Source organism: Geodermatophilus sp. DF01-2, assembly GCF_004571065.1.
GTDB lineage: Bacteria > Actinomycetota > Actinomycetes > Mycobacteriales > Geodermatophilaceae > Geodermatophilus.
The window spans coordinates 16840-41675 of sequence record NZ_SPQN01000016.1; the positions used below are offsets into that span (position 1 = coordinate 16840).

A 24836-nucleotide genomic window follows, 5' to 3' on the forward strand; every position below is an offset into this window, starting at 1 on the left:
TTCTTCAGTCGGCGTTCTCGGCGAGCAGCCGCGCCAGCCGGGTCCGCCGCGGCCGGACGTCGACCTCGCGCACCGCGCGGGCCAGCGCCGCACCGGTGGCGTGCACGACCGACAGGTGCCGCTGCGCCCGGGTGAGCGCGGTGTAGACCAGCGGACGTGACAGCATCCCGCCGGCCTCCGGCGGCAGGACGACGACCACGCCGGGCCACTCCGAGCCCTGCGCGCGGTGCACGGTGATCGCCCACCCGTGCCGCAGGTCGCTCATCGCCGACCCGCTCACCGTGACCGGCCCGGAGGCGAAGGCGACGTCGAGGGTGCCGTCGCCGGTGCCGGTGACCACCCCGACCTCGCCGTTGGCGAACCCGGTCGGCTCGAGGTCGAGGTGGTTGGCGGTGGCCACCACGCGGTCGCCGACGTCGAAGCCCCACACCGTGCCCTCGCCCGGGTTCAGCTTGGCCTTGAGCGCCTTGTTCAACTCGATGGTGCCGGCCGGCCCGCGGTGCACCGGGGTCACCACCTGCACCGTCGCGGGGTCGATCTTCAGCGCCCGCGGGATCGAGTCGGTGACCAGCTGCACCACCCGCTTGGCCGCCTCCGCGCTGCCGCCGGCCGGCACGACGACGACCTCGCGGTCGGGGGAGTCCACCGGCGGCAGCTCCCCGGCCCGGACGGCGCCCGCCAGCCGCGCGATCGCCCCGCCCTCCGCCTGCCGGTAGAGGGTGGTCAGCTCGGTCACCGGGACGACGCCGGAGTCGATGAGGTCGCCCAGCACGTGCCCCGGGCCGATCGAGGGCAGCTGCGCCGGGTCGCCGACCAGCAGCAGGTGGGTGCCGTCCGGGCACGCCTCCAGCAGCGCCGCGGTCAGCTCGACGTCGAGCATCGAGGCCTCGTCGACCACGACGACGTCGGCATCGAGGGGCCACTCCTCGTTGCGGGCGAACCCACCCGAGGTGCCCTGTGCGCCCAGCAGCCGGTGCACGGTGACTGCCGGGTGGTCGGTGAGCTCCTCCAGCCGCTTGGCCGCCCGGCCGGTGGGCGCGGCGAGCGCGACCTCGGTGCCCTTGGAGCGCAGCAGCGTGACGACCGCGGCCACGGTGCGGCTCTTGCCGGTGCCCGGCCCGCCGGTCAGCAGGCTGACCCCCGCGGCGAGCACCTGGGCCACGGCCTGCTTCTGCGCGTCGTCCAGGCCCTTGGCCACCGAGCGGACGGCGGCGGGGTCGGCGATCCGCTCGGCGGTCGCGGCCAGCCGGGCCAGGTTCTCCGCGACCGCCTCCTCGGCCATCCCGTAGCGCGCCAGCGACAGCGTCCGTAAGGCCTCGGTCCGGGTTCCCTCGCGAGCTTGCGAGTGGAGGGCAGACCGAGGTCCTTTTGCCGGCTCGGGGAGCTCGTCGAGGTCGGCGTCCTCGTCGTGTTCCGGCTCCGGTGGCTCGTGCTCGAGCACGTCGCCGGACTCGACCGCCGCGACGATCGCCGCGGCCGGGTCGCTGATCCCCTCGGCGCGCAGCGCGGCGACCACCAGGTCGGCGGGGAGGACGGTGTGCCCGTCGCGGCTCGCCGTCCGCAGGGTCTGCGCGACGATCGCCCGGCCGCGCCGGGTGTCCTGCCGGTCGGCGCCGGGCAGGACGGCGATGGCCAGCCGGTCGGCGTCGCCCAGGGTGACGCCGGTCAGGCCGAGCAGCGCCCACGGGTCGTCGCGCAGCCGGCGGGCGGCGTCGCTGCCCAGGGCGTCGGCGGCGGTGGCCGCCAGCCGGGCCTCCAGGCCCGCGCCGACCAGCAGCGCCACGACCTCGTAGGTGGGCGCGGCCGCCAGGAAGCTGGAGAACAGCCGCTCGGCGCGCTGCCGGCCCACGCGAGGAAGTCCCCGCAGCCGGTCGGCGGTGACGTCGTCGGGCGAGGTGATGCCGGCGGCCGGGAGCTCGGCCGCCGCTCGCTTGCCCAGGCCCGGCCACAGGCCCGCGGCGCAGAACGCGGCGAAGACGGGATCGGTCGTCGCGGTGCTCATGGGTCGGACCGCCGCTCGGGGTAGCCGAAGTACGGGGCCGAGACGTCCTCGAGCGCCGTGCGGATCGCCGCCGGCAGGCGCACCGCCTCGGCGTCCAGGGAGGCCTGCAGCTGCTGGGCGGTGCGCGCACCCACCACCGGGGCGGTGACCCCGGGCCGGTCGCGCACCCAGGCCAGCGCGACGGCCAGCGGTGAGGTGCCCAGCCCCTCGGCGGCGGTGACGACCGCCTCGACGATCCGATCGGCCTTCGCCGAGCGCAGCCCGTCGATGAAGCCCTGCCACTGCGGGGCGGCGCCGCGGGACTCCGCCGGCGTGCCGCTCCGGTACTTGCCGGTGAGCAGCCCGCGGCCGAGCGGCGACCAGGCCAGCACGCCGAGCCCGAGCGCCTCGGCGGCGGGCACCACCTCCCGCTCGACGCCGCGCTGCAGCAGCGAGTACTCCACCTGGGTGCTCACCAGCGGCACCCGGCCCGGCCAGGCCCGCTGCCAGGTGACCGCCTGCGCGGTCTGCCAGCCGGTGAAGTTGCTGATGCCGACGTAGCGCACCCGGCCGGAGACGACCGCGGCGTCGCAGGCGGCGAGGGTCTCCTCGAGGGGCGTGGTGTCGTCCCAGGTGTGCAGCTGCCACAGGTCGACGTGGTCGGTGCCCAGACGCTCAAGAGAGGCGTCCAGCGCGGCCAGCAGGTGCCCGCGCGACCCGCCGCGGCCCATCGGCCCCGGCCCGGTGCGCCCCACGGCCTTGGTGGCGACCAGCACGTCGGAGCGGGGGACGACGTCGGACAACAGCCGGCCGAGGGTGCGCTCGCTCTCCCCGTCGCAGTAGACGTCCGCGGTGTCGACCAGCGTGCCGCCGGCGTCGACGAAGGCGGTCAGCTGCATCGCGGCCTCGTCCTCGTCGGTGTCCCGGCCCCAGGTCATGGTGCCCAGGGCCAGGCGCGAGATCACCAGCCCGCTGCGCCCGAGCGCGCGTTGTTCCACGGGAGGCCAACCTACCGGCGGGCCGAGCCCCGCCGGATCAGGACGCCGACACCCCGGAGCGGCCTCATGGTCCTCACACGGGGGAGCTCTAGGGTCGACGGTCGTGTCCGCAGCGCCTCCGCCCGTCGCCGTCCGCACCGACCATCGGGGGCGGAGCAAGCGATGAGCTGGATCGAGGCCGTCGTCCTGGGGCTGGTCCAGGGCCTGACGGAGTTCCTGCCGATCTCCTCGAGCGCGCACCTGCGGGTGGTGGGGGAGGCATTCGGGTGGGGCGACCCGGGGGCGGCGTTCACCGCGATCACGCAGATCGGCACCGAGGCCGCGGTGCTGCTCTACTTCCGCCACGACATCGGACGGATCATCAGCGCCTGGGTGCGCTCGCTCGGCGACCGCGCCATGCGCAGCGACCCCGACGCCCGGATGGGGTGGCTGATCATCGTCGGCACCCTGCCGATCGCCGTCCTCGGATTGCTGCTCCAGGACCGCATCGAGACCACCTTCCGCGACCTGCGGATCATCGCGACCGCCCTCATCGCCTTCTCGCTGGTCCTCTACTGGGCCGACCGGGTGGGCAGCAAGAAACGGGAGCTGGACCAGCTGACCGTCGGGCACGGCATCGCCTTCGGGTTCGCCCAGGCCATGGCGCTCGTCCCCGGCGTCTCCCGCTCCGGGGGCACGATCACCATGGGGCTGTTCCTCGGGTACTCGCGGGCGGCCGCCGCGCGCTACTCGTTCCTGCTCGCCATCCCCGCCGTCCTCGCGTCGGGGTTCTTCCAGGCGTACGAGGCGCTCACCGGCGGCGTCGCGGGGGAGGCGGTCGACTGGGGGCCGACGATCCTGGCCACGGTGCTCGCCTTCGGCATCGGGCTGGTCGTGATCGCCTGGCTGCTGCGCTACCTCGACCGCGGCAGCTTCACGCCGTTCGTCGTCTACCGGATCGTGCTGGGGGTGTTCGTCCTCGTCCTCGTCGCCGCCGGGGTCCTGGACCCGCAGTGACCTTCCCCCTTGGCCTCCCCCGACTCTCCTCCAGTCCTCCGGCGGAGTTGATCATGGGCTTGTTGCGCCGGGACACGCGGACCACGGCGTGTCCGCCGGCAACGAGCCCATGATCAACGATGGCGGTGCGTGCTCCGCTCGACGTGGTCGCCGATGGCCGCGGCGATCTCGTCGGCGTCCAGGACCGCATCGTGTGGTGGCTGGCCGCCGGCAGCTCCACGACGGTGGCGTCGGGCAGCAGTGACCGGGCGTCCTCCGCCACCCGGCGCGGGTCGTGCGCGCGGCTGCGGCCAGCGACGACCACCAGCGTCGGCGTGCTCAGCCGGGCGAGCCGGTCCCTCGGCGGACGGCGGGTCCGGACGAGAGGCGTCCGCGCGACCTCGGCGGCGCCGCGGACGTAGACGTCCAGCCACGCCGGGTCCAGCGTGCGACCCCGGGTCTCCCAGGCCAGGAACCGTGGGACGCCGTCAGCTGTGGGTGCACCAGTGTCGGCAGCGCGCGCAGCAGGTAGCGCGGGCTGAAGCCTGCGAAGCACGCCGTCGGGTCGAGCAGCGACAGGGAGGCCGGCACGGGGCTGCCCTCCAGGCCGGCGGAGAGCGCCAGGTGGGCTCCGGCCGAGTGGCCCACGAGGTGCACCGGCCCGACGTCGAGCGCGGCGACCAACTCCGCGAGCCACGCCGTCAGATCCGCCGTCGAGCGGAGCGGTCGCGTCGCCTGGACGACATGGTCGCAGCCGTGGACACCGCAGGCGGAGGCTGAGGTCCGGTCTCCCGCAGGGTCCTGCCGCGAGCTCGCGAGCGGTGGGGGGCAAGACGGTCCTTTCTCTAGTCTCGGACGTCGTGACCACCGTTCTCCTCCTGCGGCACGGCCGGACGACGGCCAACACCGGCGGCGTGCTGGCCGGTTGGACCCCGGGCGTGCAGCTCGACGAGACCGGCTCGCAGCAGGCGAAGGCGGTGGGGGAGCGGCTGGCGCCGGTGCCCCTCGCCGCCGTGGTGAGCAGCCCGCTGGAGCGCTGTCGGCAGACCGCCGCCGCCGTCCTCGCCGGGCGCGACCTCGAGCTGGCCACCGACGACCGGCTCGGCGAGGCCCGCTACGGCGACTGGACCGGCCGCCCGCTCAAGGAGCTGGTCAAGGATCCGCTGTGGAAGGTGGTGCAGCAGCACCCGTCGGCGGCGGTCTTCCCCGGGCCGGAGGGTGAGGGACTGGCGCAGACCCAGGCCCGCGCGGTCGCCGCCGTCCGGGAGTGGAACGCCCGCCTGGGGCCGGACGCCGTCTGGCTGGCCTGCAGCCACGGTGACGTCATCAAGGCGGTGCTCGCCGACGCGCTGGGTCTGCACCTGGACCAGTTCCAGCGGATCGTCGTCGACCCCGCGTCGGTCTCGGTGGTCACCTACACCGACACCCGCCCGTTCGTCGTCCGCATGAACGACACCGGCGGGGACGTCGCCGCGCTCGTGCCGCCCAAGCGCAAGGGCCGCCGCCGGCGGAAGACCGACTCCGACGCCGTCGTCGGCGGGGGTGCCGGCGCCACCGTCTGACCTCGGCGTCCCCGGCCCGGTCTCCGCGCCCGCGTAACCTGGGCCCGTGCCCCGCCAGCTGTTCCTCTTCGACCGCCCGTCCCGGTTCGTCGCCGGCACGGTGGGCCAGCCCGGCGATCGCACCTTCTACCTGCAGGCCGCCGACTCCGCCGGGCGCGTGGTGAGCGTGGCGCTGGAGAAGGCGCAGGTGCAGGTGCTCGCCGACCGGATGAACGAGCTGCTCGACGAGGTCGCCAGCCGGCCGGGCACCGTCGTCCCCCCGGACGCCGAGGTCGACGACCTGGAGCCGCTCACCGCCCCGGTCGACGAGGAGTTCCGCGTGGCCGCGATGGGCCTGGCGTGGGACGGCGACGCGCAGGCCGTCGTCGTCGAGGCCGTGGCCGCCGGCGACGAGCCGGTCGAGGAGGACGTCATCCTCTCCGACAGCGAGGAAGGCCCCGACGCGCTGCGGGTGACGATCACCCCCTCCGCCGCCCGGGCCTTCGTCGTCCGGGCGCGCCGGGTCGTGGCCGCGGGCCGGCCGGCCTGCCCGTTGTGCTCGCTGCCGCTGGACCCCGCCGGGCACGTCTGCCCGCGGCAGAACGGTTACCGCCGCTGAGCCCCGCACCGCCACCCCGATGACCGAGCGCCCCGCCGACGCCACCGCGGGTCTGCGCACGCCGGCCGACGACGTCGAGGCGCGCACCCTGCTGCTCGAGGGCGAGATCGACCTCGAGGGCCGGATGCTCGACGCCAGCAACGTCACCCTCGTCGGCGCCATCCGCACCGACGAGTTCGAGGCCGAGTGCGTCTACAAGCCGGTCGTGGGGGAGCGGCCGCTGTGGGACTTCCCCGACGGCACCCTCGCCGGCCGCGAGGTCGCCGCGGCGCTGGTGTCGGCGGCCACCGGCTGGCGGGTCGTGCCGCCGACCGTGCTGCGCGACGGTCCGTTCGGCCCGGGCATGGTGCAGCTGTGGGTGGACGGCGACCCCGCCGTCGACCTGGCCGCGTTCGTGCGCTCCGACCACCCGGGCCTGCGCCGGATGGCGGTCTTCGACGCGGTCGTGAACAACGCCGACCGCAAGGGCGGGCACATCATCCCGATGTCCGACGGGCACGTGTACGGCGTCGACCACGGCATCTGCTTCTCCGTCGACCCGAAGCTGCGCACCCTGCTGTGGCGCTGGGCCGGCCAGCCGCTGCCGGGCGAGGCCCTCGAGGTGCTGGAGCGGCTCACCGGCGACCTGCTCGGCGACCTCGGCGAACAGCTGCACGAGCACCTGACCCGTCGCGAGGTTCGGCGCACCCAGCAGCGGGTCGCCGAACTGCTGCGCACCGGCCGCCACCCGCAGCCCAGCGGCGACTGGCCCGCCCTGCCCTGGCCGCCGTTTTGATGGTCGCTCTACCGGGCTCCACACGCGGCCAGGTGCCGTGCCCGTGCTGCGTGGAGCCCATCCCGGCCGTCGTCGCGGAGGCCTCCGGCCCCACTCCTCCGACCGCGTGCGGCCACGTGCCGTGCCCGTGCTGCGTGGAGCCCATCCTGGCCCTCGTCGCGGAGGCCTCCGGCCCCCCGCTCGGCGGGACATCATTCCTGCCATGCCGCATCGTTCGCGACTGGCGATCCTGCTGATGGACCTGCCGCCCGAGCTCCACGACGCCGGGCGGCGGTTCTGGTCCGCCGCGACCGGCCACCCGGTCGAACCCGACCCGGCCGACGACCACTGGTCCTCGCTGGGCTCCTTCGCCGACGGCTTCCATCTCGAGGTCCAGCGCACCGGGCACGGGACGCCGCCGCGCTGGCACGTGGACGTCGAGACCGACGACATCCCGGCCGAGGTGGCGCGCCTCGAGGCGGCGGGTGCGGAGCGGCACCGGGACATGGGGTCGTTCTGGCAGATGAAGGACCCCGCCGGGCTGGTGTTCTGCGTCGTCGGCGTCCAGACCGGCGCGGACTTCGACCGGCACGCCACCACCTGGCCCTGAGCCGGCGGCCTACTCCAGGCGGACGACGTCGAGCATCGCGGCGGCCTGCAGACCGTCGCCGTCCACGGTGAGCACCTCCAGCGGCACCCGCCGCCAGACGGCGAGCAGCAGGTCGCCGGCGGTGCCGGTGAGCCGGGCGATCGGCACCGGTCGGGAGCCGGGGAAGAGGGTGCGCTCGACGCCGGCGTCCACGGCGTGCAGGACGACGGGATGCGCGTCCTCCGGCGGTCCCTGCGGCAGGGCGCCGGGGACCATCACCTCGAGCCACTCGTCCAGTCCGTCCAGGCCGACGTCGGCCGGCAGGGGGCGGACGTCGCCGAGCACCTGCTCGACGTCGACGGTGTGCACGACCGCCTCCATCGCCTGCCGGCGCAGCACGAAGCCGACGTCCTGCCGGGGCGCCCAGGTCCACACCCGCTCGGCCGGGTCAGCGCCGGCCAGCACCGTCTCCAGCTCCGCCGACCGGGCCAGCGCGTAGCCGAGCAGCTCGTCGTCCGGACGCCGGACCGGCTCGACGTAGGTCCCCGGGTCGGTCGCCCGGGTGCGGACCACCCACGCCCAGAAGTGCTGCACCTCGGCCAGGTGCCAGACCAGGTCGGCCAGCGTCCAGCCGGAGCAGCCGGGCACCGGCGCCCCCCAGCCCCGGGCCAGCACCGCCTCGGCGGCGGCGTCGGCGAAGCGCGCGTCGGCCTTCTGCAGGACCGGCAGGTACTCGTCCAGCTCCACGGTTCCTCCTCCGGTGGTCCTCCGACAGGATGAGGGCGGCCCGGTCGTGTGGGTACCCGCCTCTAGGCTCGATGCGTGCTCGCCTGGCCCGCCCCGCTCCTCCCGACCCTCCCGGGCACCGGTCCGGTCCTCAGGGTGCACGACACCGCCCGCGGCGAGGTGGTCGCCACCCAGCCCGACACGACCGCGCGGATGTACGTCTGCGGCATCACGCCCTACGACGCCACGCACCTGGGCCACGCGGCCACCTACCTGGCCTTCGACCTGGTCAACCGGGTGTGGCGGGACGGCGGCTCCGCTGTCCACTACGTGCAGAACGTCACCGACATCGACGACCCGCTGCTCGAGCGCGCCGAGCGGGACGGCGAGGACTGGGTGGTCCTCGGCATGCGCGAGACCGCGCTGTTCCGGGAGGACATGACGGCGCTGCGGGTGCTGCCGCCCGACGACTACGTCGGCGCCGTCGAGTCGGTCCCGCGGATCGTCGCCCACGTCGAGACGCTGCTCGACGAGGGGCTGGCCTACGTGCTCGACGACGGCACCGGCGACGTCTACCACGACGTCGCGCAGGCCCCCGGCTTCGGCGCCGAATCCGGCTACGACGACGCCACCATGCTCCGGTTCTCCGCCGAGCGCGGGGGCGACCCCGACCGCCCCGGCAAGCGCAACCGGCTCGACCCGATGCTCTGGCGCGGGCAGCGGCCGGGGGAGCCGTCCTGGCCCGGGCCGAAGGGCATCGCCGGCCGCCCCGGCTGGCACATCGAGTGCGCCACGATCGCGCTGGAGACGATCGGGATGGGCTTCGACGTCCAGGGCGGCGGCAGCGACCTGGTCTTCCCGCACCACGAGTTCTCCGCCGTCCACGCCGAGGCGCTCTCCTCCTCGGCGACGGGGGTGAAGCAGCCCTTCGCCCGGACCTACGTGCACGCGGCGATGATCGGCCTGGACGGCGAGAAGATGAGCAAGAGCCGCGGCAACCTGGTGTTCGTCTCCAAGCTGCGCGGCGAGGGCGTCGACCCGATGGCGATCCGCCTGGCGCTGCTGGCCGGGCACTACCGCACCGACCGCGCCTGGACGCCGGACCTGCTGCGGACGGCGGAGCGGCGGCTGGCCACCTGGCGCCGCGCGGTCGCCCGCGACGCCGGCGCCCCGGCCGCCCCGGTGCTGCAGGGCCTGCGCGAGCGGCTCTCCGACGACCTCGACAGCCCCGGCGCCATCGCCCTCGTCGACACGTGGGCCGAGCAGACCCTCGCCGCCGCACCGGGCGACGAGACCGACGACGGCGCGCCGACCGTCGTCGCCGACGCGGTCGACGCGCTGTTGGGCGTCGCGCTGTTGGGCGTGGCGCTGGACCCGTGCGTCCCCGGCAGAGCACTCGACGGCCCGGCGTCCCGGGCGCACTGATGGGCGAGGGGTCCTTCCGGCTGGTCGACCGGGCGGCCCGGGAGCGCGCGGAGCAGGCGCTCGCGCCGGCGGCCACCCGCTCCACCGCCACGCGCGGCCGCGCCGTCCCCGAGGCCGAGGACGCCCTGCGCACCGCCTTCGAGCGGGACCGCGACCGGATCCTGCACGCCAAGGCTTTCCGCCGGCTCAAGCACAAGACGCAGGTCTTCCTCAACCCCGACGGCGACCACTTCGTCACCCGGCTGACCCACACGCTGCAGGTCACCCAGGTGGCCCGCTCGCTGGCCCGGGCACTGGGCCTCAACGAGACCCTCGCCGAGGCGATCGCGCTCGGCCACGACCTGGGCCACTCGCCGTTCGGGCACATCGGCGAGGACGCGTTGGGGCCCTACGTCCCCGGCGGCTGGCACCACGCCGCCCAGGGGGTGCGGATCGTCGAGGTGCTCGAGCACCTCAACCTCACCTGGGAGGTCCGCGACGGCATCCGCGCGCACAGCTGGAAGATCACCCCGCCGCCCACCACCCGCGAGGCGGAGTGCGTGCGCTACGCGGACCGCATCGGCTACCTGTCCCACGACGCGCTCGACGCCGTCCGCGCCGGGGTGCTGCGGGTCGAGGATCTCCCGGCCCGGGCGCGCGGCGTCTTCGGCGATCCGGGCAGCCGGATGGTCGGGGCCATGATCGACGCGGTCGTCGCGGGCTCGCTGGCCGACGGGGGATCGGTGGTCATGGCGCCCGAGCCGCTGGAGGCCATGCACGAGCTGCGGGCCTTCATGTTCGAGCGGGTGTACGCCTCGGAGACCGCGGCCGGGCAGAAGCAGCTGGCCATCGACGTCACCCGGCGGCTGGTCGACCACCACCTGGCCCACCCCGAGCTGATCCCGGCGTCCTACCGGGACACCGAGGCCGACCCGGTGACCCAGGTCGTCGACTACGTCTCCGGGATGACCGACCGGTTCGCGCTCTCGACGCACGACCGACTCTTCGCCGCCGACGCGTCAGCGCGCATGCGCCCGCTGCTGCGCCCCCAGTAGTCCGCCGTCCATCGCCCCGCGGTTGTACCCCACGGGTCGGACGACCTCCGCTATCCCCAACAGACCGCACCACGAGCACGATGAAATCGGGGCGATCAGACCCCGACGATCCGGAGACCGTCGAACTCGCGAGGAGAGGGCGACCCCGCGGGAAGAGCCGTCACAGCCGGCACCTCGTTCAGCCGGGAGAAGAACCCCGGCGGCGGAGGTAGCGCTCGAATTCGCGGGCGATCGAGTCGCCGTTGGCGTTGGACAGGTCGGACTCGGTGGCCCGCTCCTCGAGCGAGCGCACGTACTCGACGACCTCGGCGTCCTCGTTGGCCATCTCGTCGACGGTCTTGACCCAGTCCTCGGCCTGCTGCGGCAGCGCGCCCAGCGGGACGGGGAGCTCGAGGACCTCCTCGACCCGCTGCAGCAGCGCCACGGTGGCCCGCGGCGACGGCGGCTGGGAGACGTAGTGGGGGACGGCGGCCCAGAAGCTGATCGCCGGGAGGCCGGCCTGCACGCAGGCGTCCTGGAAGACCCCCAGGATGCCGGTGGGGCCCTCGTACCGGGACGTCTCCAGGCCCCACCTCTCGGCCGACTCGGTGTCGTAGGCCGAGCCGGAGACCGGAGTGGGCCGGGTGTGCGGGGTGTCGGCCAGCAGCGCGCCCAGGCCGACGACGGTGCGGGCGTCGAGCTCCTGGCACAGCTCGATGAGCTCTTCGCAGAAGCCGCGCCAGCGCATGTTGGGCTCGATCCCGCGGATGAGGACGACGTCGCGCCCGGAGTCCGGTGGGCGGGCCACGGAGATGCGCGTGGTGGGCCACTCGACCCGGCGGCTGACCCCGCCGATCAGCGAGACGGTGGGCCGGTTGACCTGGAAGTCGTAGTAGTCCTCGGGGTCGAGCGCGGCGAGCGGGGTGGCGTCCCAGATGAGCTCGAGGTGCTCGAGCGCCCCGGTGGCGGCGTCCCCGGCGTCGTTCCAGCCCTCGAAGGCGACGACCACGACCGGGTCGTCGAGCCGGGGCAGGTCCTCAGGGGTGGACTTCGGGTCGATCACCCCTGCGAGCCTACGTCGGCCGCGCCGTCCCGCCGCGGTGCTCGGCCCGGACGGCGGGACCGGCGTCCCTCGCGCGGGCGACCCGGTGCCTCCGCGGGCGGCTACCCTGGCTCGGTGCAGTCCCGCGACGAGTCGAGCGCCCTCCGCCCGGATGCCACGGCGGAGCTCACGGCGATGCTCGAACAGCGGATCCTGGTGCTCGACGGCGCTATGGGGACGGCGATCCAGCGCGACCGGCCCGACGAGGCCGGCTACCGCGGCGAGCGCTTCGCCGACTGGCACACCGACGTCCAGGGCAACAACGACCTGCTGAGCATCACCGCGCCCGACATCATCGCCGGCATCCACCGGGAGTACCTCGAGGCCGGCGCGGATCTGATCGAGACCAACACCTTCAACGCCACGGCGATCTCGCTGCGCGACTACGGCATGTCCGACCTCGCCTACGAGATCAACGTGGCGTCGGCGCGGCTGGCCCGCGCCGAGTGCGACGCGATGACCGCGCGCACGCCGGACAAGCCGCGCTACGTCGTGGGCGCCCTGGGGCCGACCAGCCGCACGGCGTCCATCTCCCCGGACGTCAACGACCCCGGCGCCCGCAACGTCACCTTCGACGAACTCGCCCTGGCCTACCTGGAGCAGGCGGGCGGCCTGGTCGACGGCGGGGTCGACGTCCTGCTGATCGAGACGATCTTCGACACGCTCAACGCCAAGGCCGCCATCTTCGCGCTGGAGACGCTGTTCGAGGAGCGCGGTCGGCGCTGGCCGGTGATGATCTCGGGCACGATCACCGACGCGTCGGGCCGGACGCTGTCGGGCCAGGTCACCGAGGCGTTCTGGCACTCGGTCAGGCACGTGCGGCCGCTGCTCGTGGGGCTGAACTGCGCGCTCGGCGCTGCGGAGATGCGGCCCTACCTCGCCGAGCTGTCGCGGATCGCCGACACCTTCGTCTCCTGCTACCCGAACGCCGGCCTGCCCAACGCCTTCGGCGAGTACGACGAGTCTCCGGAGGAGACCGCCGCCGTCCTCGCCGAGTTCGCCGAGGCCGGCCTGGTCAACCTGGTCGGCGGCTGCTGCGGGACCACGCCGGCGCACATCGCCGCCATCGCCGCAGCCGTCGAGGGCCGCGCCCCGCGGACGGTGCCCGAGTCGACCCCGGCCCTGCTGCTCTCCGGTCTCGAGCCGCTGACGGTCACCGAGGACAGCCTGTTCGTCAACGTCGGCGAGCGGACCAACATCACCGGCTCGGCCCGCTTCCGCAAGCTCATCCGCGAGGGCGACTACCCGACCGCGCTGGCCGTCGCCCGCCAGCAAGTGGAGGCCGGCGCCCAGGTCATCGACGTCAACATGGACGAGGGGATGATCGACGGCGTCGAGGCGATGGACCGCTTCCTCAAGCTGGTCGCCGCCGAGCCCGACATCTGCCGCGTGCCGGTGATGGTCGACTCCTCCAAGTGGGAGGTCATCGAGGCCGGCCTCAAATGCGTGCAGGGCAAGTCGATCGTCAACTCCATCTCCCTCAAGGCGGGGGAGGAGGAGTTCGTCCGCCACGCGCGGCTGTGCCGCAAGCACGGCGCCGCCGTCGTCGTCATGGCCTTCGACGAGCAGGGCCAGGCCGACTCCCTCGACCGGCGCAAGGAGATCTGCCGGCGCGCCTACGACATCCTCGTCGACCAGGTCGGTTTCCCGGCCGAGGACGTCATCTTCGACCCGAACGTCTTCGCCGTGGCCACGGGCATCGAGGAGCACGCCGACTACGGGCTCGACTTCATCGAGGCCACGCGCTGGATCAAGCAGAACCTGCCGGGCGCGCTGGTCTCGGGCGGGGTCTCGAACGTCTCCTTCTCCTTCCGCGGCAACAACCGCGTGCGGGAGGCGATCCACGCGGTCTTCCTGTACCACGCGATCGCGGCCGGCATGGACATGGGCATCGTCAACGCCGGGGCGCTGGAGGTCTACGACGAGGTGCCCGAGCGGCTGCGCGAGCGCATCGAGGACGTCGTCCTCAACCGCCGCCCCGACAGCACCGAGCGCCTGCTGGAGATCGCCGGCGAGTACGCCGGGGACGGCGCGGTCAAGGAGGTCGCCACGGAGGAGTGGCGGTCGCTGCCGGTGGCCGAGCGCATCACCCACGCCCTCGTCAAGGGCATCGACGAGTTCGCCGAGAGCGACACCGAGGAGCTCCGGGTCCAGATCAGCGAGCGCGGCGGTCGGCCGATCGAGGTCATCGAGGGGCCGCTGATGGACGGCATGAACGTCGTCGGCGACCTGTTCGGCGCCGGCAAGATGTTCCTGCCGCAGGTGGTGAAGTCCGCGCGCGTGATGAAGAAGGCCGTCGCCCACCTCATCCCGTTCATCGAGGCGGAGAAGCAGCCGGGCGACGCCGAGCGCAGCAACGGCAAGGTCGTCATGGCCACCGTGAAGGGCGACGTCCACGATATCGGCAAGAACATCGTCGGCGTCGTCCTGCAGTGCAACAACTACGACGTCGTCGACCTCGGCGTCATGGTGCCGGCGCAGCAGGTGCTCGAGGCCGCCAAGCAGGAGGGCGCCGACGTCATCGGCCTCTCCGGGCTGATCACCCCGTCCCTGGACGAGATGAGCAACCTCGCCGCCGAGATGGAGCGGCAGGGCTTCGACATCCCGCTGCTCATCGGCGGGGCGACGACGTCGCGCGCGCACACGGCGGTCAAGGTGGCCCCGCGCTACCACGGGCCGGTCATCTGGGTGAAGGACGCGTCCCGGTCGGTGCCCGTGGTCGCCGCGCTGCTGTCCAACGAGCAGCGACCGAAACTGCTGGCCGAGGTGGAGACCGAGTACGCCGGCCTGCGCGAGCGGCACGCCGCCCGCCGGGACACCCGCGCGCTGCTCCCGCTCGACGCCGCCCGCGCTGCGGCGACGCCGGTCGACTGGAGCGACTACGCACCGCCGCGGCCGCGGATGCTGCTTCAGCAGGCCAAGGACGTCTGTACCGGGCCCGACTGCGACCACCTGCACGGCGAGGCCACCCAGTTCACGAAGGTCTTCGCCGACTACCCGCTCGAGGAACTGCGCGGCTACATCGACTGGCAGCCGTTCTTCAACGCCTGGGAGATGCGCGGCCGGTTCCCCGACATCCTGCACAACCCGGCCAGCGGCGAGGCCGCGCGGCGGCTGTACGAGGACGCGCAGGCGATGCTCGACCGGATCGTCTCCGAGGGCTGGCTGCAGGCCAGGGGCGTGCTCGGCCTGTTCCCGGCCAACCGGGTGGACGGCGAGGACATCGAGGTCTACACCGACGAGTCGCGCCGCGCCGTCCGGACCACGCTGCACCAGCTGCGCCAGCAGACGGAGGGCCGGGACGGCTCGCCGCGCAAGTCGCTGGCCGACTTGGTGGCGCCGAAGGAGACGGAGCTGCGCGACTACGTCGGCGCGTTCGCCGTCACCGCGGGCCTCGGCTCGGCCGAGCGGGTCGCGGCGTTCAAGGCCGCGAACGACGACTACAGCGCGATTCTGCTGGAGGCGCTGGCCGACCGGCTCGCCGAGGCGTTCGCCGAACGGCTGCACGAGCGGGTGCGCCGGGAGTTCTGGGGCTACGCCGCCGACGAGCACCTCGACAACGACGCGCTGATCGCCGAGAAGTACCGGGGGATCCGTCCGGCGCCGGGCTATCCGGCGTGCCCGGAGCACACCGAGAAGCGGATCATCTGGGAACTGCTCGACGTCGAGGCCACCACCGGCATCACGCTCACCGAGAGCATGGCCATGTGGCCCGGCGCCGCGGTCAGCGGCCTGTACTTCTCCCATCCGCAGTCCCGCTACTTCACCCTGGGCCGCATCGGCCGCGACCAGGTCGAGGACTACGCCCGCCGCAAGGGCTGGACGCTCGCGGAGGCCGAGCGGTGGCTCTCCCCGAACCTGGGGTACCGCACCGATTAAGGACCCCGCTGCCTCCCACACCTCGCAAGCTCGGCGCGGGCCCCTGCAGCGGGGCAACACGGCTGCGCTCGGTGCGGTGCTTTTCGACATGGACGGCACGCTCGTCGAGACCGAGCAGCACTGGGGCGAGGCGATGTTCGCCCTCGCCCGCCGGCTGGGCGGCGAGATGTCGCCCGAGGCGCGCGAGCGCACGGTCGGCACGAGCATGCGGACGTCGCTGGGCATCCTCTACGCCGACCTCGGGGTGAGCCGCGGCGAGGCCGAGATGCGCGCCGACGGCCGCTGGATCGAGGACGCCGTCGCCGACCTGCTGACCGGCCCGGTCACCTGGCGGCCGGGCGCCCGCGAGCTGCTGACCGAGGCCCGGGACGCCGCGCTGCCGACGGCGCTGGTGACAACCACGCCGCGGCGGCTGGCCGACCTGGTGCTGGCCCAGATCCAGCGCGACCTGCCCGGGCTGCCCGCCTTCGACGTCACCGTCTGCGGCGACGAGGTGCCCGTCCGCAAGCCCGACCCGGCGCCCTACCTGCAGGCGATGGCCGCCCTCGGGGTGGACGCCGCCGGCTGCGTGGTGCTCGAGGACTCCCTGGCCGGGGTCACGGCGGGCGTGGCGGCCGGTGCCGCGGTGCTCGGCGTCCCGTCCCTGCAGCCGCTGCCGCCGATGCCCGGGCTGGTGCTGCGCGACACCCTGGCCGGCGTGCGGCTGGCCGACCTGGCCGAGGTGCTGGCCGCCCGCGACGCCGTCGACGCCTGCACCTGAGCGAGCAGCGGCACCGCGACCGCCGTCATCCCGACGATCATGAATTTCGAGTGGCGACACGCCGGCGCACGTAGGCGTGTCGCCACCGCAACTTCATGATCATCTGACGGCCTCGCGAGCGGCGAGTGCGCAGGGATGGAGTGCGCCCGCGCCGCCTCGCGCGTCGGCTGAGCCGCGTCGACCACCCTCGGCCAGCACCGGCGGCGGATTTTCGCGGACGTGGGAGCGTGCGGGACGATGCGGACGTGACCGTCGACGGTGAGCACGAGGCGCACGCGCCGCCCCCGCCCCGACCCCGCCGGCCCAACGCTCTCCTGGCCCGCCTGTACGACGCGCCGCCGTACCGTGACCCGCTGGCCTGGTGGACGCTCGCGATGACGTGCCTGTCCATCACAGCGTTGGGCACGAGTGAGCAGCCGAGTCCACTGCCGCGCTGGCTCGACGTCCTGCTGGGGTCACTGGTGTGGACGCTGCTGTTCGCGGTGTTCCCCGCCATGGTCCGGCTGAAGGTCCGTCGCGTGCGTTGGCGACGTGCGCAACGCCGCCGTGCCGCCGCCCCACGGGTCGACGGAGCCGCGCGATCGACGGACGGAGGATCGGCGACCACGGCCACGACGGCCCCGACGACAGCTCAGGGGCCGACAACCGGAGCGCCGACCCGCCAGGCGACGAGGGCGGCGACGAGGTCGCCCAGCCCCCCACGGCAGGGCTCTCACGACCGCCCATCCGAGTCACCCCCCACACCAATCAGCGAGGATGCCGTTGCGTCGTCGCCGATACTCGCTGCGGCGCGGGAGCTGCCCTTCCCCGTGGCCCGCACCGTCAGGGCGCTCCAGGCGGCCCCGACCGCCAAGGAGCAGTACGAGTCGCTGCTCGAGGTCGCTGATGCGCTCAGCATCAGCGCGGGAGCGGTCGCGGCGGCCTGGTTGAGATCGGTCGACCCGGCGATCGAGGGGCTGACGTCCCTACGACGGGCGTACGACCGCGGTGTGACCCAGGGCAGCTGGCACGACGTTCTCCGGGCGGCGGCACAACGCGCGGTCGACACGCCCGACGCGGTACCAGGCCTGTCAAAGGTGCATCGGTCGGCTCGCGGCAGGGGATCGTTGCTGGGCAACCTGCAGGCGCTGGTGGAGGAGCGCAACCGCTGGGCCCACGGCTCCGCGCCGCGGACCAACCCCGAAGCTGCGGAGCGCCTCGCCGGTCTGTTGCCCCGGTTGGAGGCCGCCTTGGACCAGGCGATGTTCCTCAAGGAGAGTCCGTGGGTCGTGACACGGTCCAGCTCCTACCGGTCGCGGGAGCGGGTGTTCGACGTCTTTGTCTGGTGGGCGATGGGCGACCACCCGGAGTTCGAGAAGGGGCGGATCACGTCGGCCGCGCCTTTGGAGGACGGCCGCCTGTACATGTTGGTCTGCCGTGAGCGATGCGTCGATCTGACCCCGTTTGTGGTCCAGCGGCACTGCGAGGTCTGCCGTTCGATCGAACTCTTCCATGCGGACAGGCTTCCGCGGGGCAATGCGACCGGTGTGGTCCTCAAGAGTTTCGGCAGTGGCCACGCCATGACAGACGACTCGCTGGGCGACGATCTGCTCGGTCTCGGCGAGCAAGAGTCGGTCTGACCCGCCCCCCACCTCGAATCAGGCGTGGTCGATCAGCGGCAGCGTCTGCCACCCGGCGGCGGCCGCCGCTTCGGCGGGGAACGGCGGGGGCGTGCCGCCGAACGACGGGCACAGCGCCTGGTGGTCGCACCAGTCGCACAGCCTGGTGCGGTTGGGCCGGAAGTCGCCGGCCGCCACCGCCCGCTCGATCGCCGTCCAGATCGCCTGCAGGGTGCGCTCGAAGCGCACCAGCTCGCCCTCGTCGGGCGCGTAGGTCAACGCGTCGCCGTCGCCCAGGTAGAGCAGCTTGAGCTGGCTGGCCACCACGCCGCGGGTGCGCCACAGCACCAGCGCGTAGAACTTCATCTGGAACAGGGCCTTGCCCTCGAACGCCTCGCGCGGCATCGACCCGGTCTTGTAGTCGACCACCCGGATGGCCCCGTTGGGCGCGACGTCGAGCCGGTCGACGTAGCCGCGCAGCAGCAGCCCGTCGGGCAGCGTGACCTCGACCAGCTCCTCGCGGCCGTGCGGCTCGATCCGCGACGGGTCCTCCAGCGAGAAGTAGGTCTCCACCAGCCGGCCTGCCGAGGCCAGCCATGCCTCCAGTGACGAGGCGTCCAGGGACTGCTCGGGAGACGCCTCGCCGGCGGCCACGTCCTCGGCGAAGAGCTCCGCCACCTCCGGGTCGGCCCGCAGCTCCTCCCACGCCGGCGCGAGCAGCTCGCGCGCCGCCTCGACCGTCCGCTGTCGGGCGGGCAGGTCGTAGAGGCGCTCGAGCACCGTGTGCACCAGGGTGCCGCGGACCGCCGCCAGGCTCTTGCGCTCGGGCAGCCGGTCGATCGTGCGGAACCGGTAGAGCAGGGGACAGGTCTTGAAGTCGGCCGCCCGGCTCGGAGACAGCGAGGGCCGGCGCGGGGCTGCCGTCTCGTCGACGGGCGCGCCCGAGGAAGAGGCAGCCGCGTCCGCCGGCTGCCCGGTCTGCACCATCGTCGTCACGTGCACGAGGCTAGGTGCGCCCGCCGACAGTTCCGAGAGCGCGCGCCGGGACGCGGTGGCGTCTCCGTAGGCTGGCCGCCCGTGGACCAGCAGCAGACCCTCGAGGCCGCCGACGCGCCGCAGCTGGCACCGGTCCCCGGGGCCTTCGTCGCCGGCGACCGGGTGCAGCTCACCGATCCCAAGGGTCGACTGCACACCGTCGTCCTCGAGCCCGGCAGGCTCTTCCACACCCACCGCGGCGCGATCGCGCACGACGATCTCATCGGCGCTCCGGAGGGCTCCGTCGTCCACTCGACGGCGAACACCGGCTACCTGGCGTTCCGGCCGCTGCTGGCCGACTTCGTGCTCTCGATGCCGCGCGGCGCGCAGGTCATCTACCCCAAGGACGCCGCCCAGATCGTGGGCTTCGGCGACGTCGGCCCCGGGATGCGCGTGCTCGAGGCCGGCGCCGGGTCGGGAGCGCTGACCTGCTCGCTGCTGCGTGCGGTGGGGGAGCGGGGCAGCGTCACGAGCTACGAGCGGCGGGAGGACTTCGCCGACGTGGCCCGTGCCAACGTCGGCGCCTTCTTCGGCGAGGTCCCGGGCAACTGGTCGCTGCGGCTGGGCGACCTCGCCGAGCACCCCGCCGACGAGGTCGTCGACCGCGTCGTCCTCGACATGCTGGAGCCGTGGGCCGTGCTGCCCACCGTGGCCGCGGCGCTGCGGCCCGGCGGCGTGCTCGTCGGGTACGTCGCGACGACGACGCAGCTGTCGACCTACGTGGAGGCGCTGCGGGCGCAGGGCGTGTGGACCGAGCCGCACGCCTGGGAGTCGCTGCTGCGACCCTGGCACGCCGTCGGCCTCGCCGTCCGGCCGGAGCACCGGATGGTCGCGCACACCGCGTTCCTCGTCACGGCGCGGCGGCTCGCGGAGGGCGTCGTGGCACCGGTGCGCCAGCGGCGTCCCAGCAGGGGCTGAAAGGACTGTCCACACCGGCCCCGGCCAGAGGCTCGCGCCGAGCTTGTGAGGCGTGAGGGGGCCGGGGTCCTTCCGCCTGCAGCGGGGCCGCCTCGTCCGCGAGCCCCGGGCACGCTGTCGCCGGGCGTGTATAGATTTGCGTCCTGGCTCTCCCGACGTGTCGGAGGTGCGCGATGGGCCCCGGTCTTGGCAATGGTCCCGACGAGTTCCGAGCGCGGCGTGAGCGTGACGTGGCAGCGCTGCTCAGCCAGATCTCCTACCTGGAGGAGGAGATCGGTCTGCTGCGCCGCAAGGTGGCCGACAGCCCCCGGCAGGTGCGCCTGCTGGAGGAGCGGGTCGCGGAGGCCGAGGGTCGTGCGGCGTTCCTGTCCGAGCGCAACGACAAGCTCGCCACCACGTTGCGCGACGCGCGCGACCAGCTGGTCACGCTCAAGGAGGAGGTCGACCGGCTCGGCCAGCCGCCGTCGGGCTACGGCGTCTTCCTCACCCGTCACGACGACGGCACGGTCGACGTCTTCACCGGCGGCCGCAAGCTGCGGGTCTCGGTCTCCCCGGCGCTGGAGGCCGACGACCTCCAGCACGGCCAGGAGGTCATGCTCAACGAGGCGATGAACGTCGTCCAGGCGTGCGGCTTCGAGCGGGCCGGCGACGTCGTGATGCTCAAGGAGCTGCTCGAGCCGATCGCCGGCGAGGCACCGCGGGCGCTGGTCATCGGGCACACCGACGAGGAGCGGGTGGTCCACCTCGCCGAGTCCCTCGCCGACCAGCCGCTGCGCAGCGGCGACTCGCTGCTGCTGGAGACCCGCTCGGGCTACGTCTACGAGCGGATTCCCAAGAGCGAGGTCGAGGAGCTCGTCCTCGAAGAGGTCCCCGACATCGACTACGCCGACATCGGCGGCCTGTCCCGGCAGATCGAGCAGATCCGTGACGCCGTCGAGCTGCCGTTCCTGCACGCCGACCTGTTCCGCGAGTACGAGCTGCGCCCGCCGAAGGGCATCCTGCTCTACGGCCCGCCCGGGTGCGGCAAGACGCTGATCGCCAAGGCGGTCGCCAACTCGCTGGCCAAGAAGGTCGCCGCGGTGAAGGGGGAGGGGCAGGCCAAGTCCTACTTCCTCAACATCAAGGGCCCCGAGCTGCTCAACAAGTACGTCGGCGAGACCGAGCGGCACATCCGGCTGGTGTTCCAGCGAGCCCGCGAGAAGGCCGGCGAGGGCACACCGGTGATCGTGTTCTTCGACGAGATGGACTCGATCTTCCGCACCCGCGGGTCGGGGGTGTCCTCGGACGTCGAGTCGACGATCGTGCCGCAGCTGCTCAGCGAGATCGACGGCGTGGAAGGGCTGGAGAACGTCATCGTCATCGGCGCCTCCAACCGCGAGGACATGATCGACCCGGCGATCCTGCGGCCCGGCCGGCTGGACGTGAAGATCAAGATCGAGCGGCCGGACGCGGAGGCCGCCCGCGACATCTTCAGCAAGTACCTGACCACCACGCTGCCGCTGCACCCCGACGACCTCGCCGAGCACGGCAACAGCCGAGAGGCGACCGTCGCCGGGATGATCCAGCGGACCGTCGAGCGGATGTACACCGAGAGTGAGGAGAACCGCTTCCTCGAGGTCACCTACGCCAACGGCGACAAGGAGGTCCTGTACTTCAAGGACTTCAACTCCGGCGCGATGCTGCAGAACATCGTCGACCGGGCGAAGAAGATGGCGATCAAGGAGCGGCTGGAGACCGGCGCCGCCGGGCTGCGCGTCGGCCACCTCATGCAGGCCTGCCTCGACGAGTTCAAGGAGAACGAGGACCTGCCCAACACCACCAACCCCGACGACTGGGCGCGGATCTCGGGCAAGAAGGGCGAGCGGATCGTCTACATCCGCACGCTCATCAGCGGCAAGGGCACCGAGTCCGGCCGCGCGATCGACACCGCGACCAACACCGGCCAGTACCTGTAGGAGCGGCCAGTACCTGTAGGAGAAGGACCTCTGGAAGGACCCCGTCCTCCCCACCGTCGAAGGACCCCGTTCTCCTCACCCCTCGGAGAAGGACCCCGTCCCCCCATCCCTCGCGAGCTCGGGGCGGTGCCCGGACGAGGCCGTGCCTCGGGACGGGACCGTACCTCGGGACGGGGCCGGCGGCGGTGCCCTGGACGGGGCCGGACGACGGCCCGGTCCCCGCTGCGGCGCGGGGCCGGGCCGTCGTCGTCCGTGGTCCGCGGCGTGCGCCCGCCCCGGACGCCGTCGTCCCCGACGCCGTCGTCCCCGACGCCGTCGGCCACGACGCCTAGGGTTGGACGCATGAGCGTGCGGCGGGTCATGGGTACCGAGGTCGAGTACGGCATCTCGGTGCCCGGGCAGCCGACGGCGAACCCGACGACGCTGTCCAGCCAGGTCGTCAACGCGTGGGCGGTGGCCGAGGCGCCGACCCCGCGCCGGCCGCGCTGGGACTTCGAGGAGGAGTCGCCGCTGCGCGACGCCCGCGGCTTCGACCTCTCCCCGGCCCAGGCGCTGGACCACACCGACCTCGACGAGGACTCGGGGATGGCCAACGTCATCCTCACCAACGGGGCCCGCCTCTACGTCGACCACGCGCACCCGGAGTACTCGACGCCGGAGGTCACCAACCCGCGCGACGTCGTCCTGTGGGACAAGGCGGGGGAGCAGGTGATGGCCGAGGCGGCCCGGCGGGCCGCGCGGGTCCCCGGCACGAGTGCGATCCAGCTGTACAAGAACAACACCGACGGGAAGGGCGCCTCGTACGGGGCGCACGAGAACTACCTGATGGACCGGCGGACGCCGTTCCTCGACATCATCCGCGGGCTGATCCCGTTCTTCGTCACCCGCCAGGTGGTCGCCGGCTCCGGACGGGTGGGCATCGGCACCGAGAGCCGCATGCAGGGCTTCCAGCTCTCGCAACGGGCCGACTTCTTCGAGGTCGAGGTGGGCCTGGAGACGACCCTCAAGCGGCCGATCATCAACACCCGCGACGAGCCGCACGCCGACGCCGATAAGTACCGCCGGCTGCACGTGATCATCGGCGACGCCAACCTGGCCGAGCTCTCGACCTACCTCAAGGTCGGGACGACGGCGCTGGTGCTCGACATGATCGAGGCGCGCACCCTCACCCAGGATCTCTCGATCGAGGAGCCCGTGGAAGCGCTGCAGGCGATCAGCCACGACCCGTCGCTCACCCACCAGGTCCGCCTGCGCGACGGGCGTCGGATGACCGCCCTGGAGGTGCAGCAGGCCTACCTGGAGATGGCGCAGCGGCACGTCGACCGGCACGGGGACGGCGACGGGCAGACCGCCGACGTCCTCCGCCGGTGGGCCGAGGTGCTCGAGGACCTGGCGGTGGACCCGATGCGCTGCGCCGACCGGCTGGACTGGCCGGCGAAGCTGCGGCTACTGGAGGGCTACCGCTCGCGCGACGACCTCGCCTGGGGCGACTCCCGGCTGCGCCTGGTCGACCTGCAGTACTCCGACGTCCGGCCGGAGAAGGGGCTCTATCACCGGTTGGTGTCCCGCGGCTCCATGCAGCGGCTGCTCACCGACGGCGAGGTGGCGACGGCGATGCTGCGCCCGCCCGCGGACACGCGGGCGTTCTTCCGCGGCGAGTGCCTGCGCCGCTACCCGGCCCAGGTGGCCGCGGCGTCGTGGGACTCGGTGGTCTTCGACCTGGGCCGGGAGAACCTCGTGCGCATCCCGACGATGGAGCCGCTGCGCGGCACGCGGGACCACGTCGGGGAGCTGTTCGAGTCGACGTCCTCGGCGCAGGAGCTGGTCGACACCATCACCGGCGGCTGAGTCCGGGCCCGGGGCGAGCCGCCGAGTCCAGGAAGCCCGAGCGAGAGACTGCGCGGGTTGCGTCGGTGGGCTGGGCCGGGGCAGCGGCGGACGGCACCGGTGCATGCCGGTCGGACAGGAAGGGAGCCGGTGGCTGCAATGACGGGCGGACGACGAGGCATCCTCCTCACGACCGAGCGGCTGGTCGTCCGCGAGCTGGACGCCGGCGACCTCGACGAGTTGGTGGCCCCTGGACAGCGATCCCGAGGTCATGCGGTTTCTCACCGGCGGCCGACCGACGCCACGCCGCACGCTCGCCGACGCGCACCTGCCCCGCTTCCTCCACCGGCACGCGTGCACGGGGATGCCCGGCTTCTGGGCGGCCGAGCAACTGAGCACGGGACACTTCCTGGGCTGGTTGGAGCTGCGCCCGCTAGACGGCGATCCGACGAGTGCGGAGCTGGGGTACCGGCTGCGCAGGGACGCGTGGGGGCACGGGTACCCGACGGAGGGCGCCCGTGCCCTGCTCGCGATGGCCTTCACCGAGTGGGGGGTGCGGCGCGTCGTGGCCACCACGATGACGGTCAACGCGGCTTCGCGCAGGGTCATGGAGAAGGTGGGACTCCAGTACGCCCGCACCTTCTTCGGGGACTGGCCGGAGGTGATCGCCGGATCCGAGTACGTCGAGGTGGAGTACGAACTCAGCCGCGAGACGTGGCTGAGGAGCAGCGCGGCGATCCGACCACCGGTCGATCCGTAGCTCCCCGTTGGTCGCTCGCACTCCGGCCTGCGTACCGGCCGACCCACCCGTTGCCCTCCTGCCCGCCCGTTCGGTCGGCCTCCGGATGTCACACCTCGCGGGTAGCTTCATCGGCAGGCACCAGCCACCACCTGCACCTGGAGGAACCCATGGCCACGAGGGACAGCGGCGGTCAGCAGCGCTCGACGCGCAGCCGGGAGGAGAGTGAGGAGGTCGAGGCATCGGTCGACGCCGAGGTCGCCGAGCGGCACAAGGAGGTCACTGAAGACCTCGACTCCATTCTCGACGAAATTGACGAGGTATTGGAGGAAAATTCCGAGGAATTCGTTAGGAGCTATGTGCAAAAGGGGGGCCAATAGACCATTCATGGAATGGCTGAGG

The 24836-nt window shown here is 73.2% G+C and carries 22 protein-coding genes; 17 read left to right on the top strand and 5 right to left on the bottom strand.

Annotated elements, in window-relative coordinates:
* Window positions 1–4 precede the first annotated feature (4 nt).
* Both E4P41_RS07045 and E4P41_RS07050 read right to left on the bottom strand, forming a co-directional pair.
* Window positions 5–2002 (bottom strand): AAA family ATPase, encoded by a 1998-nt coding sequence (locus E4P41_RS07045; protein ID WP_135140195.1) that lies wholly within the window; start codon window positions 2000–2002, stop codon window positions 5–7.
* A complete protein-coding gene (locus E4P41_RS07050; RefSeq protein WP_135140196.1) occupies window positions 1999–2979 on the bottom strand; it encodes an aldo/keto reductase in 981 nt (326 codons plus the stop codon). The genes E4P41_RS07045 and E4P41_RS07050 overlap by 4 nt, the downstream gene beginning before the upstream one ends.
* 162 nt (window positions 2980–3141) lie before the next feature.
* Here E4P41_RS07050 and E4P41_RS07055 point away from each other — a divergent pair, with 162 nt between their 5' ends.
* The 6 genes from E4P41_RS07055 (at window position 3142) to E4P41_RS07085 (ending at window position 7478) form a co-directional block, all read left to right on the top strand.
* Window positions 3142–3975 (top strand): undecaprenyl-diphosphate phosphatase, encoded by an 834-nt coding sequence (locus E4P41_RS07055; RefSeq protein ID WP_135140197.1) that lies wholly within the window; start codon window positions 3142–3144, stop codon window positions 3973–3975.
* A gap of 119 nt (window positions 3976–4094) precedes the next feature.
* On the top strand, window positions 4095–4376 hold the full coding sequence (locus tag E4P41_RS07060; protein ID WP_135140198.1) for a hypothetical protein: 282 nt from the start codon (window positions 4095–4097) through the stop codon (window positions 4374–4376).
* Between the two features lie 438 nt (window positions 4377–4814).
* On the top strand, window positions 4815–5516 hold the full coding sequence (locus tag E4P41_RS07070; RefSeq protein ID WP_135140199.1) for a histidine phosphatase family protein: 702 nt from the start codon (window positions 4815–4817) through the stop codon (window positions 5514–5516).
* A 46-nt stretch (window positions 5517–5562) separates the two neighbouring features.
* Window positions 5563–6114, top strand: a complete 552-nt coding sequence (locus tag E4P41_RS07075) for a DUF3090 family protein (protein ID WP_135140200.1) — start codon at window positions 5563–5565, stop codon at window positions 6112–6114.
* 19 nt (window positions 6115–6133) lie between these two features.
* Window positions 6134–6889, top strand: coding sequence for an SCO1664 family protein (locus E4P41_RS07080; RefSeq protein ID WP_135140201.1), 756 nt, complete (start codon window positions 6134–6136; stop codon window positions 6887–6889).
* A gap of 202 nt (window positions 6890–7091) precedes the next feature.
* Window positions 7092–7478, top strand: a complete 387-nt coding sequence (locus tag E4P41_RS07085) for a VOC family protein (protein WP_135140202.1) — start codon at window positions 7092–7094, stop codon at window positions 7476–7478.
* Window positions 7479–7487: 9 nt separating this feature from the next.
* On the opposite strand, the gene E4P41_RS07090 is transcribed toward E4P41_RS07085, so the two are convergent.
* Entirely contained in the window at window positions 7488–8204 is a 717-nt protein-coding gene (locus E4P41_RS07090; RefSeq protein WP_135140203.1) for a maleylpyruvate isomerase family mycothiol-dependent enzyme, read from the bottom strand.
* A 75-nt stretch (window positions 8205–8279) separates the two neighbouring features.
* Here E4P41_RS07090 and mshC point away from each other — a divergent pair, with 75 nt between their 5' ends.
* Both mshC and E4P41_RS07100 read left to right on the top strand, forming a co-directional pair.
* Entirely contained in the window at window positions 8280–9608 is a 1329-nt protein-coding gene (gene mshC / locus E4P41_RS07095; RefSeq protein WP_245177158.1) for a cysteine--1-D-myo-inosityl 2-amino-2-deoxy-alpha-D-glucopyranoside ligase, read from the top strand.
* Window positions 9608–10642, top strand: a complete 1035-nt coding sequence (locus E4P41_RS07100; protein ID WP_135140204.1) for an HD domain-containing protein — start codon at window positions 9608–9610, stop codon at window positions 10640–10642. Before mshC ends, E4P41_RS07100 begins: the two co-directional genes overlap by 1 nt.
* A gap of 178 nt (window positions 10643–10820) precedes the next feature.
* Here the strand turns inward: E4P41_RS07100 and E4P41_RS07105 are convergent, their stop codons facing one another.
* A complete protein-coding gene (locus E4P41_RS07105; protein ID WP_135140205.1) occupies window positions 10821–11684 on the bottom strand; it encodes a PAC2 family protein in 864 nt (287 codons plus the stop codon).
* Window positions 11685–11798: 114 nt separating this feature from the next.
* Here E4P41_RS07105 and metH point away from each other — a divergent pair, with 114 nt between their 5' ends.
* From metH to E4P41_RS07120, 3 genes are all read left to right on the top strand, one after another.
* Complete coding sequence (gene metH, locus E4P41_RS07110; RefSeq protein ID WP_135140206.1) at window positions 11799–15602, top strand: methionine synthase; 3804 nt, start codon at window positions 11799–11801, stop codon at window positions 15600–15602.
* Between the two features lie 76 nt (window positions 15603–15678).
* Window positions 15679–16362, top strand: coding sequence for an HAD family phosphatase (locus tag E4P41_RS07115; RefSeq protein ID WP_245177159.1), 684 nt, complete (start codon window positions 15679–15681; stop codon window positions 16360–16362).
* Between the two features lie 809 nt (window positions 16363–17171).
* Entirely contained in the window at window positions 17172–17981 is an 810-nt protein-coding gene (locus E4P41_RS07120; RefSeq protein ID WP_135140207.1) for a hypothetical protein, read from the top strand.
* Between the two features lie 18 nt (window positions 17982–17999).
* Here E4P41_RS07120 and E4P41_RS07125 read toward each other — a convergent pair whose 3' ends face one another.
* The gene (locus tag E4P41_RS07125; RefSeq protein WP_135140224.1) at window positions 18000–18947 is read right to left on the bottom strand and encodes a PD-(D/E)XK nuclease family protein; all 948 of its coding nucleotides are present in this window, start codon (window positions 18945–18947) and stop codon (window positions 18000–18002) included.
* A 132-nt stretch (window positions 18948–19079) separates the two neighbouring features.
* Here E4P41_RS07125 and E4P41_RS07130 point away from each other — a divergent pair, with 132 nt between their 5' ends.
* The 6 genes from E4P41_RS07130 to E4P41_RS07150 all read left to right on the top strand — a co-directional run bounded on the left by E4P41_RS07130 (window position 19080) and on the right by E4P41_RS07150 (window position 24814).
* Complete coding sequence (locus E4P41_RS07130; protein ID WP_135140225.1) at window positions 19080–19913, top strand: tRNA (adenine-N1)-methyltransferase; 834 nt, start codon at window positions 19080–19082, stop codon at window positions 19911–19913.
* Between the two features lie 230 nt (window positions 19914–20143).
* The gene (arc, locus tag E4P41_RS07135; RefSeq protein ID WP_245177160.1) at window positions 20144–21868 is read left to right on the top strand and encodes a proteasome ATPase; all 1725 of its coding nucleotides are present in this window, start codon (window positions 20144–20146) and stop codon (window positions 21866–21868) included.
* A gap of 185 nt (window positions 21869–22053) precedes the next feature.
* Window positions 22054–22200, top strand: a complete 147-nt coding sequence (locus E4P41_RS21955; protein ID WP_167760956.1) for a hypothetical protein — start codon at window positions 22054–22056, stop codon at window positions 22198–22200.
* Between the two features lie 10 nt (window positions 22201–22210).
* Window positions 22211–23716: a depupylase/deamidase Dop gene (dop, locus tag E4P41_RS07140; RefSeq protein ID WP_135140209.1), complete on the top strand. Its 1506-nt coding sequence runs from the start codon at window positions 22211–22213 to the stop codon at window positions 23714–23716.
* A gap of 250 nt (window positions 23717–23966) precedes the next feature.
* Window positions 23967–24455 (top strand): GNAT family N-acetyltransferase, encoded by a 489-nt coding sequence (locus tag E4P41_RS07145; protein WP_209307577.1) that lies wholly within the window; start codon window positions 23967–23969, stop codon window positions 24453–24455.
* A gap of 149 nt (window positions 24456–24604) precedes the next feature.
* Window positions 24605–24814, top strand: a complete 210-nt coding sequence (locus E4P41_RS07150; protein ID WP_135140210.1) for a ubiquitin-like protein Pup — start codon at window positions 24605–24607, stop codon at window positions 24812–24814.
* Window positions 24815–24836 lie beyond the last annotated feature (22 nt).